General features: G+C 58.0%; 17 protein-coding genes. 3 read left to right on the top strand and 14 right to left on the bottom strand.

What is annotated here, in order from left to right; genetic code table 11:
* Positions 1 to 74: 74 nt before the first annotated feature.
* Both accD and cobO read right to left on the bottom strand, forming a co-directional pair.
* The gene (accD, locus tag VFA76_11895; GenBank protein HZR32539.1) at positions 75 to 932 is read right to left on the bottom strand and encodes an acetyl-CoA carboxylase, carboxyltransferase subunit beta; all 858 of its coding nucleotides are present in this window, start codon (positions 930 to 932) and stop codon (positions 75 to 77) included.
* 47 nt (positions 933 to 979) lie between these two features.
* Positions 980 to 1,516 carry a cob(I)yrinic acid a,c-diamide adenosyltransferase gene (cobO, locus tag VFA76_11890; GenBank protein HZR32538.1) on the bottom strand — a complete coding sequence of 179 codons (537 nt, stop codon included), beginning with the start codon at positions 1,514 to 1,516 and terminating at the stop codon, positions 980 to 982.
* A 129-nt stretch (positions 1,517 to 1,645) separates the two neighbouring features.
* Between cobO and VFA76_11885 the strand changes: the two genes are divergently transcribed.
* Complete coding sequence (locus VFA76_11885) at positions 1,646 to 3,553, top strand: PDZ domain-containing protein (protein ID HZR32537.1); 1,908 nt, start codon at positions 1,646 to 1,648, stop codon at positions 3,551 to 3,553.
* A 19-nt stretch (positions 3,554 to 3,572) separates the two neighbouring features.
* Here VFA76_11885 and VFA76_11880 read toward each other — a convergent pair whose 3' ends face one another.
* The 6 genes from VFA76_11880 to rplU form a co-directional block, all read right to left on the bottom strand.
* Positions 3,573 to 4,013 carry a 23S rRNA (pseudouridine(1915)-N(3))-methyltransferase RlmH gene (locus tag VFA76_11880; protein HZR32536.1) on the bottom strand — a complete coding sequence of 147 codons (441 nt, stop codon included), beginning with the start codon at positions 4,011 to 4,013 and terminating at the stop codon, positions 3,573 to 3,575.
* Positions 4,014 to 4,065: 52 nt separating this feature from the next.
* Complete coding sequence (gene rsfS, locus VFA76_11875; GenBank protein HZR32535.1) at positions 4,066 to 4,512, bottom strand: ribosome silencing factor; 447 nt, start codon at positions 4,510 to 4,512, stop codon at positions 4,066 to 4,068.
* A 96-nt stretch (positions 4,513 to 4,608) separates the two neighbouring features.
* Positions 4,609 to 5,370, bottom strand: a complete 762-nt coding sequence (gene nadD / locus VFA76_11870) for a nicotinate (nicotinamide) nucleotide adenylyltransferase (protein HZR32534.1) — start codon at positions 5,368 to 5,370, stop codon at positions 4,609 to 4,611.
* A 3-nt stretch (positions 5,371 to 5,373) separates the two neighbouring features.
* Complete coding sequence (obgE, locus tag VFA76_11865; protein ID HZR32533.1) at positions 5,374 to 6,429, bottom strand: GTPase ObgE; 1,056 nt, start codon at positions 6,427 to 6,429, stop codon at positions 5,374 to 5,376.
* A gap of 106 nt (positions 6,430 to 6,535) precedes the next feature.
* A complete protein-coding gene (gene rpmA, locus VFA76_11860; GenBank protein HZR32532.1) occupies positions 6,536 to 6,799 on the bottom strand; it encodes a 50S ribosomal protein L27 in 264 nt (87 codons plus the stop codon).
* Positions 6,800 to 6,860: 61 nt separating this feature from the next.
* Positions 6,861 to 7,382, bottom strand: coding sequence for a 50S ribosomal protein L21 (rplU, locus tag VFA76_11855; GenBank protein ID HZR32531.1), 522 nt, complete (start codon positions 7,380 to 7,382; stop codon positions 6,861 to 6,863).
* A 246-nt stretch (positions 7,383 to 7,628) separates the two neighbouring features.
* Between rplU and VFA76_11850 the strand changes: the two genes are divergently transcribed.
* Positions 7,629 to 8,162, top strand: a complete 534-nt coding sequence (locus VFA76_11850) for a nuclear transport factor 2 family protein (protein ID HZR32530.1) — start codon at positions 7,629 to 7,631, stop codon at positions 8,160 to 8,162.
* Positions 8,163 to 8,204: 42 nt separating this feature from the next.
* On the opposite strand, the gene VFA76_11845 is transcribed toward VFA76_11850, so the two are convergent.
* From VFA76_11845 to VFA76_11825, 5 genes are all read right to left on the bottom strand, one after another.
* Complete coding sequence (locus tag VFA76_11845) at positions 8,205 to 8,564, bottom strand: hypothetical protein (GenBank protein ID HZR32529.1); 360 nt, start codon at positions 8,562 to 8,564, stop codon at positions 8,205 to 8,207.
* Positions 8,565 to 8,654: 90 nt separating this feature from the next.
* Positions 8,655 to 11,462: a DNA gyrase subunit A gene (gene gyrA, locus VFA76_11840; protein ID HZR32528.1), complete on the bottom strand. Its 2,808-nt coding sequence runs from the start codon at positions 11,460 to 11,462 to the stop codon at positions 8,655 to 8,657.
* A gap of 482 nt (positions 11,463 to 11,944) precedes the next feature.
* Positions 11,945 to 12,718: a hypothetical protein gene (locus VFA76_11835; protein HZR32527.1), complete on the bottom strand. Its 774-nt coding sequence runs from the start codon at positions 12,716 to 12,718 to the stop codon at positions 11,945 to 11,947.
* Positions 12,719 to 12,741: 23 nt separating this feature from the next.
* Entirely contained in the window at positions 12,742 to 13,551 is an 810-nt protein-coding gene (locus VFA76_11830; protein HZR32526.1) for a hypothetical protein, read from the bottom strand.
* 197 nt (positions 13,552 to 13,748) lie between these two features.
* On the bottom strand, positions 13,749 to 14,891 hold the full coding sequence (locus VFA76_11825) for a hypothetical protein (GenBank protein HZR32525.1): 1,143 nt from the start codon (positions 14,889 to 14,891) through the stop codon (positions 13,749 to 13,751).
* A gap of 54 nt (positions 14,892 to 14,945) precedes the next feature.
* Between VFA76_11825 and VFA76_11820 the strand changes: the two genes are divergently transcribed.
* Positions 14,946 to 15,953 (top strand): type II CAAX endopeptidase family protein, encoded by a 1,008-nt coding sequence (locus tag VFA76_11820; protein ID HZR32524.1) that lies wholly within the window; start codon positions 14,946 to 14,948, stop codon positions 15,951 to 15,953.
* 106 nt (positions 15,954 to 16,059) lie between these two features.
* On the opposite strand, the gene gyrB is transcribed toward VFA76_11820, so the two are convergent.
* Entirely contained in the window at positions 16,060 to 18,714 is a 2,655-nt protein-coding gene (gene gyrB / locus VFA76_11815) for a DNA topoisomerase (ATP-hydrolyzing) subunit B (protein HZR32523.1), read from the bottom strand.
* Positions 18,715 to 18,763 lie beyond the last annotated feature (49 nt).

Below are 18,763 nucleotides of genomic sequence, written 5' to 3'. Positions count from 1 at the left end.
AGCAAAATGCAGATAAGGAGTGCATCAGCCCGCAGCGACAGAATTATAGTTGTTCAGTTGCGACGCGGAACCTGCTAATGCGTGCCGTTGGCCGGCGCCATGAAGGACAATGCCCGCGCAATGTAGGGTTTGAGCTGCTTGCGGTGCACTACGGCATCCAGCATTCCGTGCTCCAGCAGAAATTCGCTGCGCTGAAAACCTTCCGGAAGTTTCTGGCGGATGGTTTGCTCAATCACGCGCGGCCCAGCAAAGCCGATCAGCGCGCCTGGTTCCGCGATATTCAGATCACCCAACATGGCGTAGGAAGCTGTTACTCCGCCGGTGGTGGGATCCGTCAGAACAGAAATGTAGGGCACTTTGGCTTCGTCCATCGCTGCTAGTGCGGCAGAGATTTTGGCCAGCTGCATCAGGCTCACGGCGCCCTCCATCATGCGGGCCCCGCCCGAGGCCGAAACTATGATCAGAGGGGTTCCGCTCGCCGTGGCGCGCTCCACCGCTCGTGTAATCGTTTCCCCTACCACTGCACCCATGCTCCCACCAATAAACGAATACTCCATCGCGCTGACAATGACTAGCCGCCCTTCCAGCTTGCCGCGAGCATTGATCACCGCGTCTTTCAGTCCCGTATCGCGTTGCGCGGTGCGCAGACGCTGGTTATAAGACTTTAAGTCCACAAACTTCAGCGGGTCGGTTGACTCAAGGTTGGCATCATCTGTTTCGTACTCATTATTGTCGAGCAGTTGCGCCAGCCGCGTGCGTGCGTCAATACGGAAGTGCCGATCGCACTTGGGACACACATTCAAGTTCTCTTCCAGGTCCTTCTTCCAGATGATCTGGCGGCATTGATCACATTTCACCCACAACCCCTCGGTGCGCACCTTGCGCTCGCCGGAAGTGTCCAGTTCGCTATCTTGCCGCTTGAACCAAGCCATAGAGATTTCCGATTTCCCGACTCCGCAAATACAGATTACCCGATTCTTTAGTACTCAATCCCTCGTTGGGCCATCACGCCCTTTTCATAAGCATGTTTCACTTGCCGCATTTCAGTGACGGTGTCCGCCAACTCAGTAATTGTCGGGTGGGCATTACGGCCGGTCAATATTACGTGTACCATCTCCGGTTTTCGCTTCAGCGACTCTGCCACTTTTGCGACGTCCAGCATACCGTAGCTTATCGCGTAATTAATTTCATCCAGAATCACCAGATCCCATTCACCGGACTGGATCGCACGTTCCGCCTCCGCCCAAGCCTCCTCTACCATGCGCACGTCTTCGGGATCGGGCTTCTCCGTGCCCACCTTTACAAATCCGCGGCCCATCTGCTTCATGATGAACTTGTCCCCGAACGCCTTCACCGCGTCCAGTTCACCGTAGTGCCATGAGCCCTTCAAAAACTGCAGCATCAGGACCCGCATGCCCTGACCGACAGCGCGCAGCGCCGTGCCCATGGCGGCGGTGGTCTTGCCCTTGCCCGGCCCGGTATTCACGATGATGAGACCGCGTCTGACTTCGGCCATTAATTACCAGATTGCAAAATTACACTGCGTTTGCAATTTCACGATTGTACTTGGCCTGCGTGTTCTTTGCCGCGTTGACTTGCCGCTTGCTGCCACCTAACATTGCGGCTTTCTCATAGGGACTACCCAATGCGATGCTTTCGTTGGCTTGAATTTGTTGCTCTTCTTGGGTTCGGTTGCGCAGTTTCAGCGGCCCTTTCCGCCCAAACTGCTCCCATCACCCTGAGCGTTGATGCCAGCGAGGCGCCGCGCCGAGTGTTTCATGCTCATCTCGCGTTTCCCGTCTCTTCTGGCCCGCTCACCCTGGTATATCCCAAGTGGCTTCCCGGCAATCACCGTCCAACGGGGCCAATTAATAATCTGATTGCCCTGAAGATCATGGCCGCCGGCCACCTGCTCGCCTGGCGACGCGATGACGTTGATATGTACGCTTTCCACTGCGAAGTTCCACCCGGCGCCAACACGCTGGAAGTCTGGTTCAACTACGTTACTCCGAGCCACGGACCTGGGCGCTTCGATCCCGTCAGCACCGACCAGCTCATGATTCTGAATTGGAACGTGGTCCTGCTCTATCCGCAGGGTAAGCCGGCAGCCGATTACACCTACAAGGCAAGCCTGCGCCTGCCCCCTGGCTGGAAATTTGGCACCGCGCTGCCGATCGAAAGCCAGTCCGGCGACACCGTTAATTTCGCCCCTGCCTCGCTCGTAACTCTGGTTGATTCTCCCCTGCTCGCGGGTGCTCATTACCGCGCGGTCCCTTTGCCCGCCCCCGGCACGCCTCCACAGGAGCTTGATATGGCGGCTGATTCCGACGAGGCGCTGCAGGCTTCACCGGCGCTCATCCAGAATTATCAGCGGCTCATGGCTGAGGCCGCCGCACTCTTTGGCGCTCATCATTATCGCGATTACCATTTCTTGCTTTCGCTGAGTGATCTGGAGAACGGCAGCGGGCTTGAACATCACGAGTCCAGCGACAATCGCGTCGAGGAGCGGTTACTGATAGATGCCGATCGCCGTAAACTCATGGCCGGCCTCTTGCCCCATGAATTCGTACATTCCTGGAATGGCAAGTACCGCCGCCCGGCTGGACTTCTCACTCCTGATTACCAGCAGCCGATGAAGGGCAGTCTCCTATGGATTTACGAAGGCCTCACCGAATATCTAGGCGAGATACTCATGGCACGAAGCGGTCTGGCCACGCCTGAGCAGTTCCGCGAAGGCCTAGCCCTCACCGCCGCCAACATGGATCACCACGCCGGACGGATCTGGCGCCCTCTCGAGGACACGGCCGTATCGGCGCAGCTGCTCTATGAGGCGCCGCCGGAATGGACTTCCTGGCGCCGCAGCGCCGATTTCTATCCCGAGAGCGTGCTCATCTGGCTGGAAGCCGACACCATCATTCGTAACCAGACAACCGGCAAGCGCTCACTGGATGATTTCTGTCGCGCCTTCTTCGGTCCACCCAGCGGACCGCCCACCGTAAAACCTTACGTGCTGGAGGACGTTATTGTGGCGCTCAACCAGGTCGCTCCCTATGATTGGAAGTCTTTCTTCGGGAGTCGCGTTGTCGCAGTCAATACACGCGCTCCGCTAGGCGGGATCCAACAAGGCGGCTGGACATTGGTTTATAACGATACGCCGAATGAACTCCGTAAGTCGGCGGAAAAGACCTATCATTTTTTCGATCTCACTGATTCACTCGGCATGGTGCTGCGGAAGTCTCAAAATCCGAAAGAGGGAACAATCGCGGATGTTGTCCCTGGAATGCCGGCGGCCCAGGCTGGAGTCGCACCCGGAATGGTGCTGCTGGCGATCAACGGCCGGCGATGGTCGCCTGAAATCTTGAAAGACGTGCTGCGCAGCACCCAGAAACCAAGTGCTGGCAAGCTCGAGCTTCTGGTGGAAAATGTTGGCTTCTATAAAACTCTGGTAGTGAACTACGAAGGCGGTCCCCAATCCCCCCATCTTGTGCGCCTTGCATCGCAACCCGACCTGCTGAGCGACATCATCAAGCCCCGCGCAGCAGGACAGCAGTAGAGCGAAAGGACCAATGATCTCAGTGGCCCAGGTGGTAAGGATGTCCCTTGAGGATGGAGTACGCGCGGTAGAGTTGCTCGAGCATCACCACTCTCGCAAGTTCATGCGGCAGGGTCATCTTGCTCAAAGAGAGCACCAATGATGCTTTGCTGCGGGTCTGCTGGCTGAAACCGTCCGCCGGACCTATTGCAAAAAGCAGAGGCTGCGGGCTGCGGTTCTGATGGTCACCAATGAATCTAGCGAGTTCTTCCGAGGTAAGCTGCCGACCGGCCGTGTCCAGCAACACCAGGCTTGGAGCCCTTGGTGCTTTCTTTTCCATCATGCGCAGCAGCGCGGCTTCGCTCGCTAGCGAGAGCGCATCTACCTGGGTAAATCCATTCAGCCGCTCCAGGTATTCGGCGGTCAAACTTTGAATTGCGGGCTGCTTCGTCTTGCCAATCCAGACAATATGAAGCTTCACAGAAAGAGGATTGTACCTCCCAGGTCACCTGGGAGGGGAAAGGAGTAGGTTTCTACGCCTTCTTGCGGCGGGCTCGCGGCGGGACAGATTCTACAGCTTCGCCCACTAACGGCGAAGCTTTTTGGCGCTTGCGGCTCGTCAGCGCAGAAGGTTCCAGGCGCTTGGCGGACTTCCACAGCCGTTCCAGATCATAAAACCTCCGTGCCCGCTCGGAGAAAACGTGGACCACAAAATCCACGTAGTCCAGCAAGACCCACTCAGCCTGGTTATAGCCCTCAACGTGGGTGGGCCTCATGCCGTAACGAGTGAGCCTGTGCTCAACCTCATCGGCAATGGCCTGGATCTGCCGCGGATTGGTCCCGCTGCAAACCACGAAGTAATCGGTGAACGCGCCGGAATTCTTTTCCATCTCCAGCACAGATATATCTTCCGCCTTTTTTTCCACGCAGGCGGAGATGGCATCGGAAACTTGCTGCTTCAGGGTATTCTTTTTGGCCATTCGGAGAATTCGATGGGAAACTGCGTTGCTATGCTTCCCGCACTCAGATTAATTTCACCACGGTTCTGCTGCTCTGAACTTGAATTTTCCATGAATTCAGCTCTCACCGTGGTACAACCGCATTTTCTTTATATATCCCGCCACCGCGGGGTGCACGTACTTCGTCAGTGACTTACCGTGGGCAGCGACCTGACGCACCTGAGTGGCGGAAACGGGCACGTTCACCCCTTCCAGCAGGTGAATTCGTGCCGGCCCTAATACCAATTCGCCCTTCGCAGGCTGATGGCGGAACGGTTTGGTCACATGCGCGGAGGGACGAATCCCGGGTGGCAACGCATTCGCGACATCGGCCAGCGTATACCCCGGGCGACTGCCCACAATGAACTCACATTCCGCCAGCAGAGCTTCCGAGTCCTTCCAGGTTGCGATCTCCAGGAATGCGTCAATACCAATCAGAAAAAACAGGCGGTCGCTCTTGCCCAGCGTTCTTTTGAACCGCCGCACTGTATCGACGCTGTAATTCGCTCCCGCGGCGCCCTGGTGTTGATCACCTGACTTCGCGGCCGTTTCCGAGCGGCGCTTCGCCTTTGCAGCAGTTCCTGAATCATGTGCCGATGGCGATGCTGCGCTTGGCGACTCCAGCAGCGATGGCAGGAATGCCTTCTCATCCTGCGTGGCCAAAGCCAACATTGCGTAACGGTGCTCGAATGCAGTTGAAGGTTGTGCCTTGTGCGGCGGCACATACGCCGGAATGAAATGCACCTGCTTTAATTCGTGTTGTTTCTGTGCCTCTTGTGCCAAGACAATGTGCCCGCGGTGCACCGGATCGAAAGTACCGCCAAAAAGGGCGACGTTCATGTTTTAGTCTGCCACCTGCGAGGTCGGCTGCGCTGCCGTGCGCTCCTGCTCGCGCATTTCCTGCAGGCGCTCCGCCATGGCGTATTTCAGCTCCTCGATACCCTTGCCGGTCACGGCGGAAATCGGAAAGAGCTCCAGCCCTTGCTTCTTGGCGTAACGGCGCAGCTTGGCCAGCTTGTCCTTATTCGCGACATCTATTTTCGATGCCACCAGGACCATCGGCTTTTCTTCCAGGTGCGCGCCGAAGCTCTTCAGCTCCCCCATGATTACCTCAACATCATGCACGGGTTCGGGCCGGCCGCTCGCGTCTGAGACATCCACCAGGTGAGCCAATAGGCGCGTGCGCTCAACGTGGCGGAGGAACTGCGTCCCCAGTCCAGCTCCGGTGTGCGCGCCTTCAATCAATCCGGGAATGTCGGCGACAACAAAGCTGATCTGCTCGGGTTCGTTTCCCACGGCAACTACACCCAGGTTGGGCTGGAGAGTAGTAAATGGATAATCGGCAATCTTGGGGCGAGCAGCGGAAATCCGCGAAATCAGCGTGGACTTGCCGACATTGGGATAACCCACTAGCCCCACATCGGCCAGCAGCTTGAGTTCCAGGCGATACGCGCGTTCCTCGCCGGGCTTACCGGGCTCACATTCGCGCGGCGCCTGATGAGTAGACGTTGCAAAACGCGCATTTCCCCTGCCGCCGCGCCCACCCCGGGCGATGACCAAACGCTCATCCGGCTGCGAGAAATCATGGATCCTCTCCCCGCTCTCATCGTCATAGACGATCGTACCCACCGGAACTTTCAACACCACATCGGCGCCCTCACGCCCGGTTTTGTTCGAGCCTTCACCGTGGCGCCCACGCTCCGCCTTGTATTCGGGATTGAAGCGAAAGTGCACCAACGTGTTGTGGCGCTCGCTCGACTCCATGATCACGTCGCCGCCCTTACCACCGTCCCCGCCCGACGGGCCACCGCGGGGAACGAACTTCTCCCGCCGGAAGGCCATGCAGCCATTGCCGCCCCCTCCCGCCATCACCCGGATTTTTGCTTCATCAATAAACATCAGCTCTCACGGCAAAACAAAAGGCCTCGCCGATGCACGAGGCCTTCTCTTCTCATTAACGAAAACTGAAATTGAACTTTGCGTCCTCGTCCTCTGTGGTCTTAACTTACGACTCGGGAACCGGCTCGACCATCACGAACTTCCCCATGGAGCCCTTATCTACAAACTTCAACTTGCCGCTGATCTTTGCAAACAGCGTGTCGTCCTTGCCCCGGCCAACGTTCAGGCCCGGCTTGACGCGTGTGCCACGTTGCCGCACGATGATGGTGCCGCCGGGTACAACCTGTCCTCCAAAAGCTTTAAACCCCAGCCGCTGGGAATTGGAATCGCGGCCATTTCGTGAACTTCCTAGGCCCTTTTTATGCGCCATTGCTGATTTCCTCTCAACAACTCTCTCTTCAGATTTTCGTCCGCCGGCTCGTTCCCGCGCTTTACTTCTTTTTCTTGGGTGCGCCCTTCGCTTTCGACCTTGCTTTTCCGCGGCCAGCAGTTTTCTTCGCCGTTCCGCCCTCGCTTGCTTGTGCCTTGACCTTGGGCGTTGCCTTCTCGCTTGCTTCTCCGGCGCCTTCCTCCACCTCCGGCTTCGTCTTCTTAGGCTTGGCTGCCTTCGCTGGCTCCTCGGGCGCGGTGAAGCGCTGCCCATCAAACGTAATCTCCGTGATCCTTACCGCGGTGAACGGCTGCCGGTGGCCAGCCAGCTTTTTGTACTGCTTCTTACGCTTGTAGTGGAAGACCAGCACCTTGTCGGCACGGCCTTCGCCCACAACGCGGCCGGTTACTAGCGCCTCCGACTGCGGCCTGCCTACCTCACCATCAGAAGGGGAGACAACCAGCACTTCGCCGAACTCCACCTTGCCATTGTCGCGTGAGGACTCGGCCAGCTTCTCCACTCGGATAACGTCGCCGGGCGCGACCCGATACTGCTTCCCCCCGGTGCGAATCACTGCGTACATGATGCCTCTCTAGTCTGAGTCCCACTCGCGCAGAAGCGCGTCGGGGGCGCCTACGTTGTGCTTGCTGTGTTCCTTCGCCGGCGTCAGGACGCAACGGCTTCGGGCGACCCCAGAACGGGGCGCAAATACAGGCAAACTGAACTATTTTAGCGTGTGCTGCGAAATAGCGTCAAACTGCGGCAGGCGTTAAGTGCAAAACTCCCCCGCTTGTGGGAAAATCGCGGGCTACAAAATCACCTGAGGTGCATGATGCGTAATTTTCTGTGGATAGGATTTCTGCTGCTGGTTGTCAGCTCTGTCGGCTTCGCACAAGAGGCTACACAAGAAAAGCCTTCGGCCGCGAAGGCAACCAAAAAGGCCGAGCGCGCCGGAGTTCCCGATAAAAATTTGATGCAGAAGATCTGGGACGGCTGGGGCACCCTGGATCCCGCCAACGTCGCCAAATTCTACGCCAAAGGCCCGGAGCACGTGTTCTTCGACATCGCGCCCCTTAAATACAACTCGTGGGAGGAGTATCAGGAGGGCGTGAAGAAGGTTTTAGCCAGCTTTCAATCTATTCAGGCCACCGTCAATGGTGACGCGCGCCTGCATCGCAATGGCAAACTCGTCTGGGGCACTGCCACCGTTCACCACGAGGACGCGATGAAAGATGGCACCAAAGGCCAGGGCGACTTCCGCTGGACCGTGATCTGGGAAAAGACCGGCAAGGATTGGCTCATCGTGCACGAGCACATCTCCGAGCCACTGGCCGCGCTGGAGAAGGCCCCGCAAGGACAGTAGAGCTTTCAGCGAGGACAATCGAACGATTGGTATTTCATTAGTTCATTTGGCCGGCAGCACTACTTCCTGTACCGACTTGCATTTCTCGCGCAGGTCCACGGCCACCGCATTGGGCTGGCGCTGCGGGGCTTCGAGGTTAAATTCCAGGGGCATGCGGGCGCGCTCGGTTAATCCTTCGAAGCGGGCGCGTCCGTCGACATTGGTGGAGACCTGGAGGTCCATCTTGTGGAACCCGCCAAAGCCGTAGCGCATGTGGACCGAGATCTGCGCCGCGTAAATCGGCTTCAGCTCCCCGTCGGTGACATGAAACTCCACTGAGCAGTTGCCCAGTCCAGCATCCACCACCGGGACCTGGTGCGAAGGATCGTTGGGGCTGGGCTGAGCCTGAGCGGCGGAACTCACAACAGGCTGCCCTTGCGCTGTACACAGCTGTAAAGCTATGGCCAGTGACAAGGCCAGCAATAGCGTATGCATTCTTCTTTTTTCCAAATCCTACTGAATCAAACTTGGCTCCGCCCCGTTCTCATCCGGCAAGATGACCGTCGCGGCGGCGACTTTGTCTCCCGGCTCCAGGTTCAGCAGGCGGACACCCTGAGTGGAGCGGCCGGCCTCGCGAATCTGGCGCGTGTCAATGCGGATGATCTTGCCGTAGTGGCTGATGAGCATCGCCTCAGAGGTCTCGTCCACCAGCATAATGCCTACGACTTTGCCGTTGCGCTCGGTGGTCTTCACGTTGATGACGCCCTTGCCACCGCGGGTCTGCAGACGGTATTCGTCAACCCCGGTGCGCTTGCCGTATCCGTTCTCGGTGACGGAGAGGATCATGCTGGGGTGTTCTGCCGCAGCGGCTGAAGCCCCTTCCCCTTTTGCTCCCTTTTTCGCAGGGCTTAAGCCTTGCGCTTCCACGGTTGAGCCAGCGGACTTGGAGCGAGCAGATTTGGAGTCGTCGGACTTGGCAGCTTTGCCCTCTCCGGCTTTGCCGTCTGTCTTCTTCGGCTCGGCTTCGGCAGCTCCCGCGCCCGTGACCTCTTCCACCTTCTGCTGAATGGTGGGCGCGACAGGCGCTTTCCCCGGCTTCGGTGTGACCGCCATGCCGACAATGTAGTCGCCCTTGTCGAGGTCCATCCCGCGAACGCCGTAAGCAGGACGTCCCATGGGACGAACGTCCTCTTCGTCGAAGCGGATCGCCTGACCTTCATGCGACGCCAGGAACACGATCTGGTTGCCGTCAGTGACATGGGCGGCGACCAGTTCGTCGTCTTTCTCGATGCCGATGGCGATAATGCCGCGCGACATCACATTGGAAAAATCTTTCAGCGGCGTCTTCTTCACCGTGCCTTTACGGGTAACGAAGAAGACGTGCTTGCCCTCTTCCTCCAAGTCGCGCACTTCGAGCAGCGCCCGGAAGGTTTCTCCCGGCTGCAGCGCGACCAGATTGCCGATGTGCTTGCCCTTGCCGGCGGCGCTCACATCCGGCACTTCATACACCTTGAGCCAGTAAACACGGCCGGTGTTGGTAAAGATCAGAATGTAGGCGTGCGTCGAGGCGATGAACAGATGCTCGACAAAATCCTCGTCACGCGTCTTCATGCCGGTGCGCCCGGTGCCACCGCGCCGCTGCTGACGATAGGTGGAGATGGGAGTGCGCTTGAAGTAGCCGGAGTGGCTGACCGTGACCGCCACTTGTTCGTCGGCGATCAAGTCTTCGAGTTGGATTTCGGCAGTCTCGTCCTGGATCTCAGTCTTGCGGTCGTCGCCGTACTGCTTCTTGATTTCTTCCAGCTCTTTAACAATGACACCGCGCAGCTTCTTTTCCGATCCCAGAATGGCTTCGTATTCGGTAATGTGCTCGCGGGTTTCGCTCAGCTCTTTGGTGATTTCATCAATCGAGAGCCTGGTCAGGCGGTGCAATTGCAACTCGAGAATGGCATCGGCCTGGCGCGTGCTGAAGGGCTTCTCAGGGCTGAGTTTGGGAGCGCGACCAGTGGTATTGATGTCAATCTTCTTGCCACCAAAGTAGGCCACCAGGTTCTCACGCGCGTCGCTACGATTGGCGCTGCCGCGGATGATTACGATCACGTTGTCAAGATGATCGAGCGCGGTGATGTAGCCTTCCAAAATGTGCTCGCGCTCACGGGCCTTGGATAGCAGGTATGCGGTGCGGCGGCGGACCACGTCCACCCGATGATCAATAAAATGCTGAATGGCGGGGATGAGGCCCAGCTCCCGCGGCTGGCCATTCACTACGGCCAGGAAGATCATGCTGAAGCTCTCCTGCATCTGAGTGTGCTTGAAGAGCTGGTTCAGGATGATCTGGGGCTCGGCGCCGCGCTTGAGCTCGATCACGATGCGCATGCCGGTGCGGTCGGACTCGTCACGAATGTCGGAGACGTCGTCAACCGTCTTGTTGTTCACCAGCTCGGCGATACGTTCGACCAAGCGCGCTTTGTTCACCTGATACGGAATTTCCGTAACGATGATCGCCTGGCGTTCTTTGGTGATGTTCTCAGTGGCGGCGCGGGCACGCATCATGAAGCGGCCGCGTCCGGTCTTGTAGGCCTCCAGAATGCCGCTGCGGCCGTGGATAATGCCGGCGGTCGGGAAGTCCGGTCCCTTAACAAATTTCAAAATTTCCGGTAACGGCGTCGCCGGATTGTTCACCAGCGTAATGGTGGCATCCACGATCTCAGTCAAATTGTGCGGCGGAATGTTGGTCGCCATGCCCACGGCAATGCCATTGGCGCCATTGATCAGCAGGTTGGGAATTTTCGTCGGCAGGACCACCGGCTCGGTGCCGGTATTATCGAAATTCTCGACAAAATCCACCGTGTCCTTATCAATGTCCGCCAGCATCTCTTCCGCGATCGCGGTGAGGCGACACTCGGTATATCGGTAGGCCGCGGCGGGATCTCCATCCACCGAGCCGAAGTTTCCCTGGCCGTCTACCAAGGGGTAGCGCATGGAGAACGGCTGGGCCATGCGGACCAGCGAATCGTACAGGGCAGCGTCACCATGCGGATGGTACTTACCCAGGCATTCGCCGACCACCTTGGCGCACTTGAGGTGCTTGCGGTTGTGCAGCAAGCCCATATCGTGCATGGCGTAAAGAATGCGGCGATGCACGGGCTTCAGGCCGTCTTTTACGTCGGGCAGGGCGCGGCCGATGATCACCGACATGGAATAGTCGAGATACGACCGGCGCATCTCCTCTTCAATGTTGATGGGCTGCACGTTCGGGGGCAGGCCACCGTCACCGGATGGAGGCGTTAATGGAAGTTGAGGATCCTGTTCGTCAGCCATAGTTTCGTCTTTCGTTGACCGTTAAGTCTCGGCTCAGCAGAGACGCACTTAGCCACTGGGCGACATTGCCGTCCAGCCAAAAATTACCACCTGAACCGCGGTTTTGGTGGAACCGCGAACTTTCCGTAAGTGGTTGCATTTATAGGAAGTTAGTGCGTCTGCGAGCCTGATGTAATTATACCACGAGCAGGGACAAAATCTTCACCCTTTTAACCACAGAGGACTCAGAGAAACACAGAGTTTTTGAGATCGAATCCTTACCAGAAAGGGGATCACGAAGGGGCTTTTGAGAGGCTTGAAATCTTGAGAATTTGCTGTTTGCCCACTTCGCCGTGCGCTTGTTTGGTCGCGATTTGGTGATCCCTGTGCTCTCCGTGTTTCAAAAATACAAAACTTCGTGACCCTTCCTGTCGCTTGTGGTGAAAGGTCTGGTTTTGCTCTGTGCCCTCTGTGGTTAAAAATCCTTCGCGGTGAGAGTTTGGCTAGAAAATTACAACCTGGTTGGGGGCCGACGGCAGCATGAAATTGACCCCGCGCTGCTGGTTCGCGGTGATCGTAGCCGGCAAGTCCAGATCGGCCAGCAGAATCTTCCTGGTCCAGTAACCGGCGCTCCAGTATCCGGCAGATTCGTACAGCGCGGCGCCAATGATGGCATAGCTGGAGACCTCGTGCTGGTGCCCATCACGGAAGATCAGCACCGCAGGCCGGGCATTCCCGGCAGCCGCCCTCCGCGTATCACCTACCGGTTGAGTGCGGTTCGTCCGAGGTGAATCAACGTGCGCCTGGTTAACTTGCGCTACGTTGACTTGCGCCACGTTAACTTGGGCATCGGTGAGCCGAACAAAACGACCGCCCTGCAGTTCAATCATCAGCGGCTCTGCCGGCTTAACCGGTTCCGCGATGTGGATGGCCGGAACCGCAGCCTGTCCTTTTTCCATCGCTACCGGCTCTTCTTCGACGATCGGCTGGTCGCCCCAGAACAGGCCATCTCCAAAGAAGAAGGGCGCGGACCGGGACCGCGGAAAATGATGATGCCGATGAAATCCGCTTCCGAAGGTGATCTTGGTTCCACCGCTTTGCGGAGCCACGCCGGCAGCAGGCAAATGTGCCGCTACTGCCGAATGAGTGAATCCGGCGCCGGCAGAGACACGGCCCCCGACAACGCCGCTCAACGATCCGCCGCGCATCTGCCCGAGCGCCGGCGCCACTGCCAATAGCAGCAACGCCGTTACATTTGGGATTGGGGGCCGCCACATATATGCCGCCTCTTGTGCCGCCTCTACTCGCCCTTTGCAGCGGGCACATTGAAATCCACGCCGCGGTCGCTGTTCAGCTTCTCAGTCGCGTTCAGGTCGAGCATCGCCAGGGCAATCTTGCGGGGATGGCCAGGGGTCAAATCGTAGAGCGTGTCACCGAGGATGGCGTAATTCGTGACTTCAATTTTATGGCCGTCAAGAAATACCAGAATGCTGGTTGGCTGTGGAGCCTCGGGAGCGGGCGGCGGAGCAGGCATCTGGACCGACTCGGCTACCTGTGCGTCCGATTCCTTGCTGGCCTGCCGCTCGGACGCGCCATTGCCTCTCGAGTCGTCGTACTCGCGGTCATAGGCTGCGACCCTGGGAACGTAAGTGCGGCGATGCTCAAAGACGGTTTGCCCGGGTACTTCAGAGTCGTCGTTTTCAGATGGGTCCGTCTCGTAAGACGCGTAACCCATTCCCGAATCGAACCACACCGGCACCGCGACTGGCACGGCAATGGGGACAGCAACAGGGACTACACCTACAAACGGAGTGCGCACACGAAAATGCATGTGGGGGTTATGTTCAAAAGCCGGCCTGGTAAAGCCACGGGTTGTAGCTCCGAAGAAAACACCGCCGCCCCTGAATCCGCGCGGTCCCAGCGAGGTTACGCTCGGACCAATGTTCACCGGCGGCAAAGACGTGCGGCCGTTACTTAAAGACGTAACCAGCGGTGGAATTCCGTTAATTTGCGCGGAAAGCGAAGGTACAACCAGCGCAGCAAGGACAAGTCCGGTAGCAAGAAGCGATAACCGTTTCACAAGCGAATCATAACTCACTAATGACAACATGGCGCGGCCTCCGCGCAAACCTTGCATCTTCACCTAATTCCAACCCCGGCCCGAAACAGAAGTCGTGCCGGGCGGGGAGTCACAAGCCGGGGTTTCGGCCGGACAACTGTCTTCCCCGGTTGGAACTCACGCCTGCCCATTTGATGCGTCCGCCAACCTGAGGCTACATAAGATTCATGGTTAGCGGCCGCCGCAGCCTATCTGGGAAGGTGCACCAGACTCCACAAAGTATTGGCGGCGAGCAATCCAGACGCAAGCGCAAAGACTTGATTTCGCGCGCCAGTTTCGAGCAGGTCAGCCAACACACCGGAAATGAACACAAACAGGATTGGAATCGTCATCAGCACAAATCCAAGTCCAGGCTGATGCGGATTCAGCAGCCCCAGAAACAGGAGAAGTCCTGACACAATCACGGGCGCGCTATTGCCAAAGTACCGGGCACGTCGCCAAACCGAAAAAGTAACCAACGCCAGGGGCACAAGCACTATCAGCGCGGGGCTGGCCCGGACGATCACTTGCCCAAGCCGCCGGTAATTCGCCGCCATCAGTAATGCCCGGGGAGTGAAATCCAACAGGCGCGCGTGGCGAATGCTTTCCAGGAATGCAGCCGCGCTCAACGAGTATCCTGCCCACAGGACCACCAATGCCGCTGCGCAGCTCGCGGCGAAGATGGCCAGGGCAGCGCCCCGGCGTCCTGGCGCCAGATAGAGCAAAAAGCCGAGCGCGATCAGCAGGACGACCCACAGGGAAAATTGCGAGCCGACGGCAAGCGCCAGAGAAAGTCCGAGCAGCGCGATTCGCCGCCAGTTCCAAAGTACGCGCCGCGGCGCATAGAGTGTGTGTGCCACCGCAATCGAAGTGAAGACCGCGCCAAATGTTCCCCAGGCCGCGCCGATCTCCGGCTGCACTCCATAGCTGGCGCTCTGCGCGATGATGACTGGAGAAAAACAGTACAGTAGAAGCGCGATGTATCCGCCGGCGTTGCCGTACAGCCGCCGCGCCACATACCACAGCGAAGCTCCCAGCAGCACTCCGAAACAAATCCAGGGCGCGCGTACCAGCCAACGCCAGGGCTGAAGGCTTTGAGTATCCACAGGACCGTGCCAGCTAAAAAGAGCAAAGCTGCCCACCAGGTAATACAGCGGCGAGCGATACGGATCTTCGATATTGATCTGTCCATTCCGCCACTGGTCGAGCCCGCGCTGGATACGCGCGATCTCACTTCCAGATATTGGGTTGATGTACACCAGCCACAGGCACTGGGCCAGGAAGATGAGCAGCAGAAATCCGGCCGCGAACTGCGGTGTTCCGAATCTTTCGCGGGTGAAGAATTTCGCCATTTAACTGAGCCGAGTGTTTTACCATGTCACCGGCTGCGTAGGAGAAAGTTATTCATGCACGACTCGCAGGATCCGTTGTCTCTGGGCTCCCCACTACCAGGGGACAGCATTTCCGGGCAGCAATTGCCGCCGCCTCCGCCACCCGCGCCTTCTCTACTGCAAACCATTTTTTTCGGTCCGTACGGATTGCGTGCCGGATGGCGGCTGCTTATCTATTTTGCTTTTGCCGGCAGCTGCTACTTTCTCCTGGCGCTGTTGGCGAGGGCGCTGCTCCGTCCTGGACGTGGGTTCCAGCCCGGAGTGGTCTTCGCCGGTGAGTCGCTTCTTTTTCTCTCCGCCTTCATCCCGGCGGTAATCATGGGCGCAATCGAGAAGCGCTCGCTGGCCGCGTACGGCTTGCCTGCACGAGGCGCGTTCGGCAAAAGCTTTTGGGTGGGCAATCTCTGGGGCCTTGTGGCAATCAGCGCGCTTATCTATGCACTACACGGAGGACACGCCTTCGACTATGGGCACCTGGTGCTGCATGGTGCGCGCATTATTAAATGGGCGCTCTATTGGGGAGTGTTCTTCCTGCTGGTCGGTTTGTTCGAAGAATTCTCTTTTCGTGGTTACACACTTTTCACGCTTTACACCGGGATTGGTTTCTGGCCGGCAGCGGTATTACTTTCGGCTGCCTTCGGCGGTGTACACCTGGGAAATCCGGGCGAAGAATGGGTAGGGGGGCTGAGCGCCGGTCTGATCGGACTCTTTTTCTGCCTTACCCTGCGCCGAACCGGCAGCCTGTGGTGGGCGATCGGCTTCCATCTCTCGTTTGATTGGGGTGAGACGTTTCTCTATTCCGTGCCCAATAGCGGATTCGTCACTCCCGGGCACCTGTTGAGTTCCACGTTCCACGGCCCCCGTTGGCTCACTGGCGGGTCCGTAGGCCCCGAAGGCAGTGTGTTGGTATTTGTCCTGATTGCGCTTCTGTTTGTGGTGTTTAACGCGCTGTACAGAGAAGTGAAGTATCCCGTTGACGCGGTGCGCGCCCCCGCAATTTCGCCGCCGGAGATTCTTGCGTAGGCCCAGCCGCCCTCGGCTGGGCAGCTGAGCGAAGCTCAGCACGAAATACGCTGACTGCCGAGCCAGCGCTTGGCCGCACAGTGAGGGCGCCTGTGCCCAGGTGAGTCTAAATGTCCAGGTTCTTCACATCCAGCGCATTGTCCTCGATGAACTTGCGCCGCGCCTCGACATCTTCGCCCATCAGGGTGGTAAAGATGGCTTCGCACTCAGCGATGTCTTCCAGCTTTACTGAGAGCAGGGTACGACGCTCGGGATCCATCGTCGTCTCCCAAAGCTGTTCTGCGGTCATTTCGCCCAGACCTTTGTAGCGTTGGATGATGAAGTCCTTGCGTCCCTCGTTCAGCACATGGTCAAAGAGTTCGCGGGCGCTATGTTTCTCCACCACTTCGGGCTCAGCTGATTTTTTCTTCGCTGCCGCCTTGGGCGTCTTTTTCTGGGCTTTTTCCTGCTCTTCGCGCTCCGCATCGCTCAGTTCGTCGCCGTTTGCGCCAGCTGCGGCGGCAGGAGCTTTGGCCATGGTCTCAATCACGAACGGCGGCTCCATGTTGGCTTCAATCTGCTTGTACTTCGACATCATCTGACGGTACTCGGGCGTAGACGCCAACTCCCAATTCAGCACGTGCTCGGCGCCCTGGGCGTTGACGAACACCGCCTCCCACAAATTGTGCTCTTCGTCGAAGCGCAACTCCACGTTCTTGAAGCCTTGCGGTTTTTGCAGCTTCTTCAATTCCTTTTCGAGCTGGACGATCTTGCGCGGCGCGTTCTTCTTGTCGCCTTCGAAATCAGCACGCTTCGCCAAATCGAGTTTGGGCAGCAGCTCGGTGACTTTCTGATCGCGCAAACGCTTGTCCACTTTGTCGAAGAAACTCAGATACTCGTTCAGTATGGTCATGAAGCGAGTGAGCGGCGCACCTTCCAGGCGGGCGGCGCCTTCGCCGTAGCGGACAGTCAAACCATCAGCCGCGCGCTTCACCATCACCTTGACGAAGTCGCGGTCGTCTTTGATGTACTGCTGCGACTTGCCTTTCTTCAGAGAGTAGAGCGGCGGCTGCGCGATGAACACATTGCCACGCTTGATCAGCTCCTGCATGTGGCGGAAGAAGAAGGTCAGCAGCAACGTCCGAATGTGCGACCCGTCCACGTCGGCGTCGGTCATCAGGATGACTTTGCCGTAGCGCAGCTTTGCCGGATCGAAGTCCTCTTTGGAAATGCCGGTGCCGAGGGCGGTGATCATGTCACGGATGCCTTCGTGGCTGAGCATCTTGTCGTAGCGGGCCTTCTCCACGTTTAGAATTTTGCCCTTAAGCGGCAGGATCGCCTGAAAACGGCGGTCGCGGCCCTGCTTGGCAGTGCCGCCTGCGGATTCGCCTTCTACCAGGAAGAGTTCGCAGCGGTCGGGCTGGCGCTCGGAACAGTCGGCCAGCTTACCCGGCAGGCCGCCTCCGTCCATGGCGCCTTTGCGGCGGGTCAGGTCGCGCGCCTTGCGGGCGGCTTCACGCGCGCGCGCTGCTTCGATCGCCTTGTTGATAATCCGGCGGCCAATCGGGGGGTTCTGTTCGAAGAACGCGCCCAAACGCTCGTTCACGAACGCCTGCACGATTCCGGCGATGTCGGAATTCAACTTGCCCTTGGTCTGGCCTTCAAACTGAGGCTGCGGCAGTTTTACGCTGATTACCGCCACCAGGCCCTCGCGAACGTCGTCGCCGGTAAGATTCTCTTTGATGTCCTTGAACAGGCCCAACTGCTGGCCGGCATAGTTGATGGTGCGGGTGAGGGCGGTCCGGAATCCGGAGAGGTGCGTGCCACCATCTACCGTGTTGATGTTGTTCGCAAAGCTGAAAATACTCTCCGAATAGCCATCGTTGTACTGCAGCCCAATCTCCAGCACCACACCGTCGCGCTCCGCCTCCATGTAAATAGGACGGTCGTGGAGCACGCTCTTGCCTTTGTTCAGGTGCTTGATAAATTCCGCGATGCCACCGTTGTACTTGAATTCAACTTTCTTGGGTTCACCCGTCTTTGGGTCAGTCGCGCGCTCATCGGTCAACGTAATCAGCAGGCCTTTATTCAGGAAAGCCAGCTCGCGCAGGCGCTGAGCCAGGGTATCGAAGTTGTATTCCGTAGTGGTGAAAATCGTAGTGTCGGGCTTGAAGTGGACCTTGGTGCCTCGCTTCTTGGCTTGGCCAGTTTTCTTCAGCTTGCTGGTGGGCTCACCTTTGGAGTAGGTCTGCTCCCAGGTAAATCCGTCACGCCGGATTTCCAGCTCGAGCTCTTCGCTGAGCGCGTTAACGCACGAAACACCGACGCCGTGCAGTCCACCGGAAACTTTATAGCTGGAGGTATCGAACTTGCCGCCGGCATGCAGCTTGGTCATTACCACCTGAGCAGCAGGGACTTTCTCGCCATCAATTTCCATGTCGTCCACGGGAATACCGCGGCCGTTATCAACTACGGTGATGGAATTATCAATGTGGATGACAGTGTCAATACGATCGGCAAAGCCGGCCAGCGCTTCGTCAACCGAATTATCAACTACCTCGTAAACCAGGTGATGAAGTCCGAGCTCGCCCGTGGAGCCGATATACATGGCTGGGCGCTTGCGTACGGCTTCCATGCCACCAAGAACCTTGATGGAATCGGCGGTGTACTCCTGCGCGCCATTTCCGTTTACGGCGGCGACTGTGCCCTCCGTAGTGGACTTGCCGTTTTTCAATTTTGGTTCGGCAACGGGTTGAGCAAGGGTGGTTGCTTTTGTGGCCATTCAGCTCCGTTCAAAACGCGCGGGTCGGGCTTGCGACAGGGCGCTTTTC

This window comes from Terriglobales bacterium, assembly GCA_035651655.1.
In the GTDB taxonomy this organism is placed as follows: domain Bacteria; phylum Acidobacteriota; class Terriglobia; order Terriglobales; family Acidobacteriaceae; genus DASRFG01.
The sequence above is the reverse complement of the archived record's forward strand: the minus strand, read 5'-3'. Positions and strand labels throughout refer to the sequence as shown.

Coding starts and splice junctions, on each gene's coding strand:
- nadD (HZR32534.1), bottom strand. CDS start 5,370: ATGAACGTCGCCCTTTTTGGCGGTACTTTCGATCCGGTGCACCGCGGG.
- accD (HZR32539.1), bottom strand. CDS start 932: ATGGCTTGGTTCAAGCGGCAAGATAGCGAACTGGACACTTCCGGCGAG.
- gyrB (HZR32523.1), bottom strand. CDS start 18,714: ATGGCCACAAAAGCAACCACCCTTGCTCAACCCGTTGCCGAACCAAAA.
- rsfS (HZR32535.1), bottom strand. CDS start 4,512: ATGGCCAAAAAGAATACCCTGAAGCAGCAAGTTTCCGATGCCATCTCC.
- cobO (HZR32538.1), bottom strand. CDS start 1,516: ATGGCCGAAGTCAGACGCGGTCTCATCATCGTGAATACCGGGCCGGGC.
- rplU (HZR32531.1), bottom strand. CDS start 7,382: ATGTACGCAGTGATTCGCACCGGGGGGAAGCAGTATCGGGTCGCGCCC.
- rpmA (HZR32532.1), bottom strand. CDS start 6,799: ATGGCGCATAAAAAGGGCCTAGGAAGTTCACGAAATGGCCGCGATTCC.
- gyrA (HZR32528.1), bottom strand. CDS start 11,462: ATGGCTGACGAACAGGATCCTCAACTTCCATTAACGCCTCCATCCGGT.
- VFA76_11825 (HZR32525.1), bottom strand. CDS start 14,891: ATGGCGAAATTCTTCACCCGCGAAAGATTCGGAACACCGCAGTTCGCG.
- VFA76_11835 (HZR32527.1), bottom strand. CDS start 12,718: ATGTGGCGGCCCCCAATCCCAAATGTAACGGCGTTGCTGCTATTGGCA.
- obgE (HZR32533.1), bottom strand. CDS start 6,429: ATGTTTATTGATGAAGCAAAAATCCGGGTGATGGCGGGAGGGGGCGGC.
- VFA76_11850 (HZR32530.1), top strand. CDS start 7,629: ATGATGCGTAATTTTCTGTGGATAGGATTTCTGCTGCTGGTTGTCAGC.
- VFA76_11830 (HZR32526.1), bottom strand. CDS start 13,551: ATGTTGTCATTAGTGAGTTATGATTCGCTTGTGAAACGGTTATCGCTT.
- VFA76_11820 (HZR32524.1), top strand. CDS start 14,946: ATGCACGACTCGCAGGATCCGTTGTCTCTGGGCTCCCCACTACCAGGG.
- VFA76_11885 (HZR32537.1), top strand. CDS start 1,646: ATGCGATGCTTTCGTTGGCTTGAATTTGTTGCTCTTCTTGGGTTCGGT.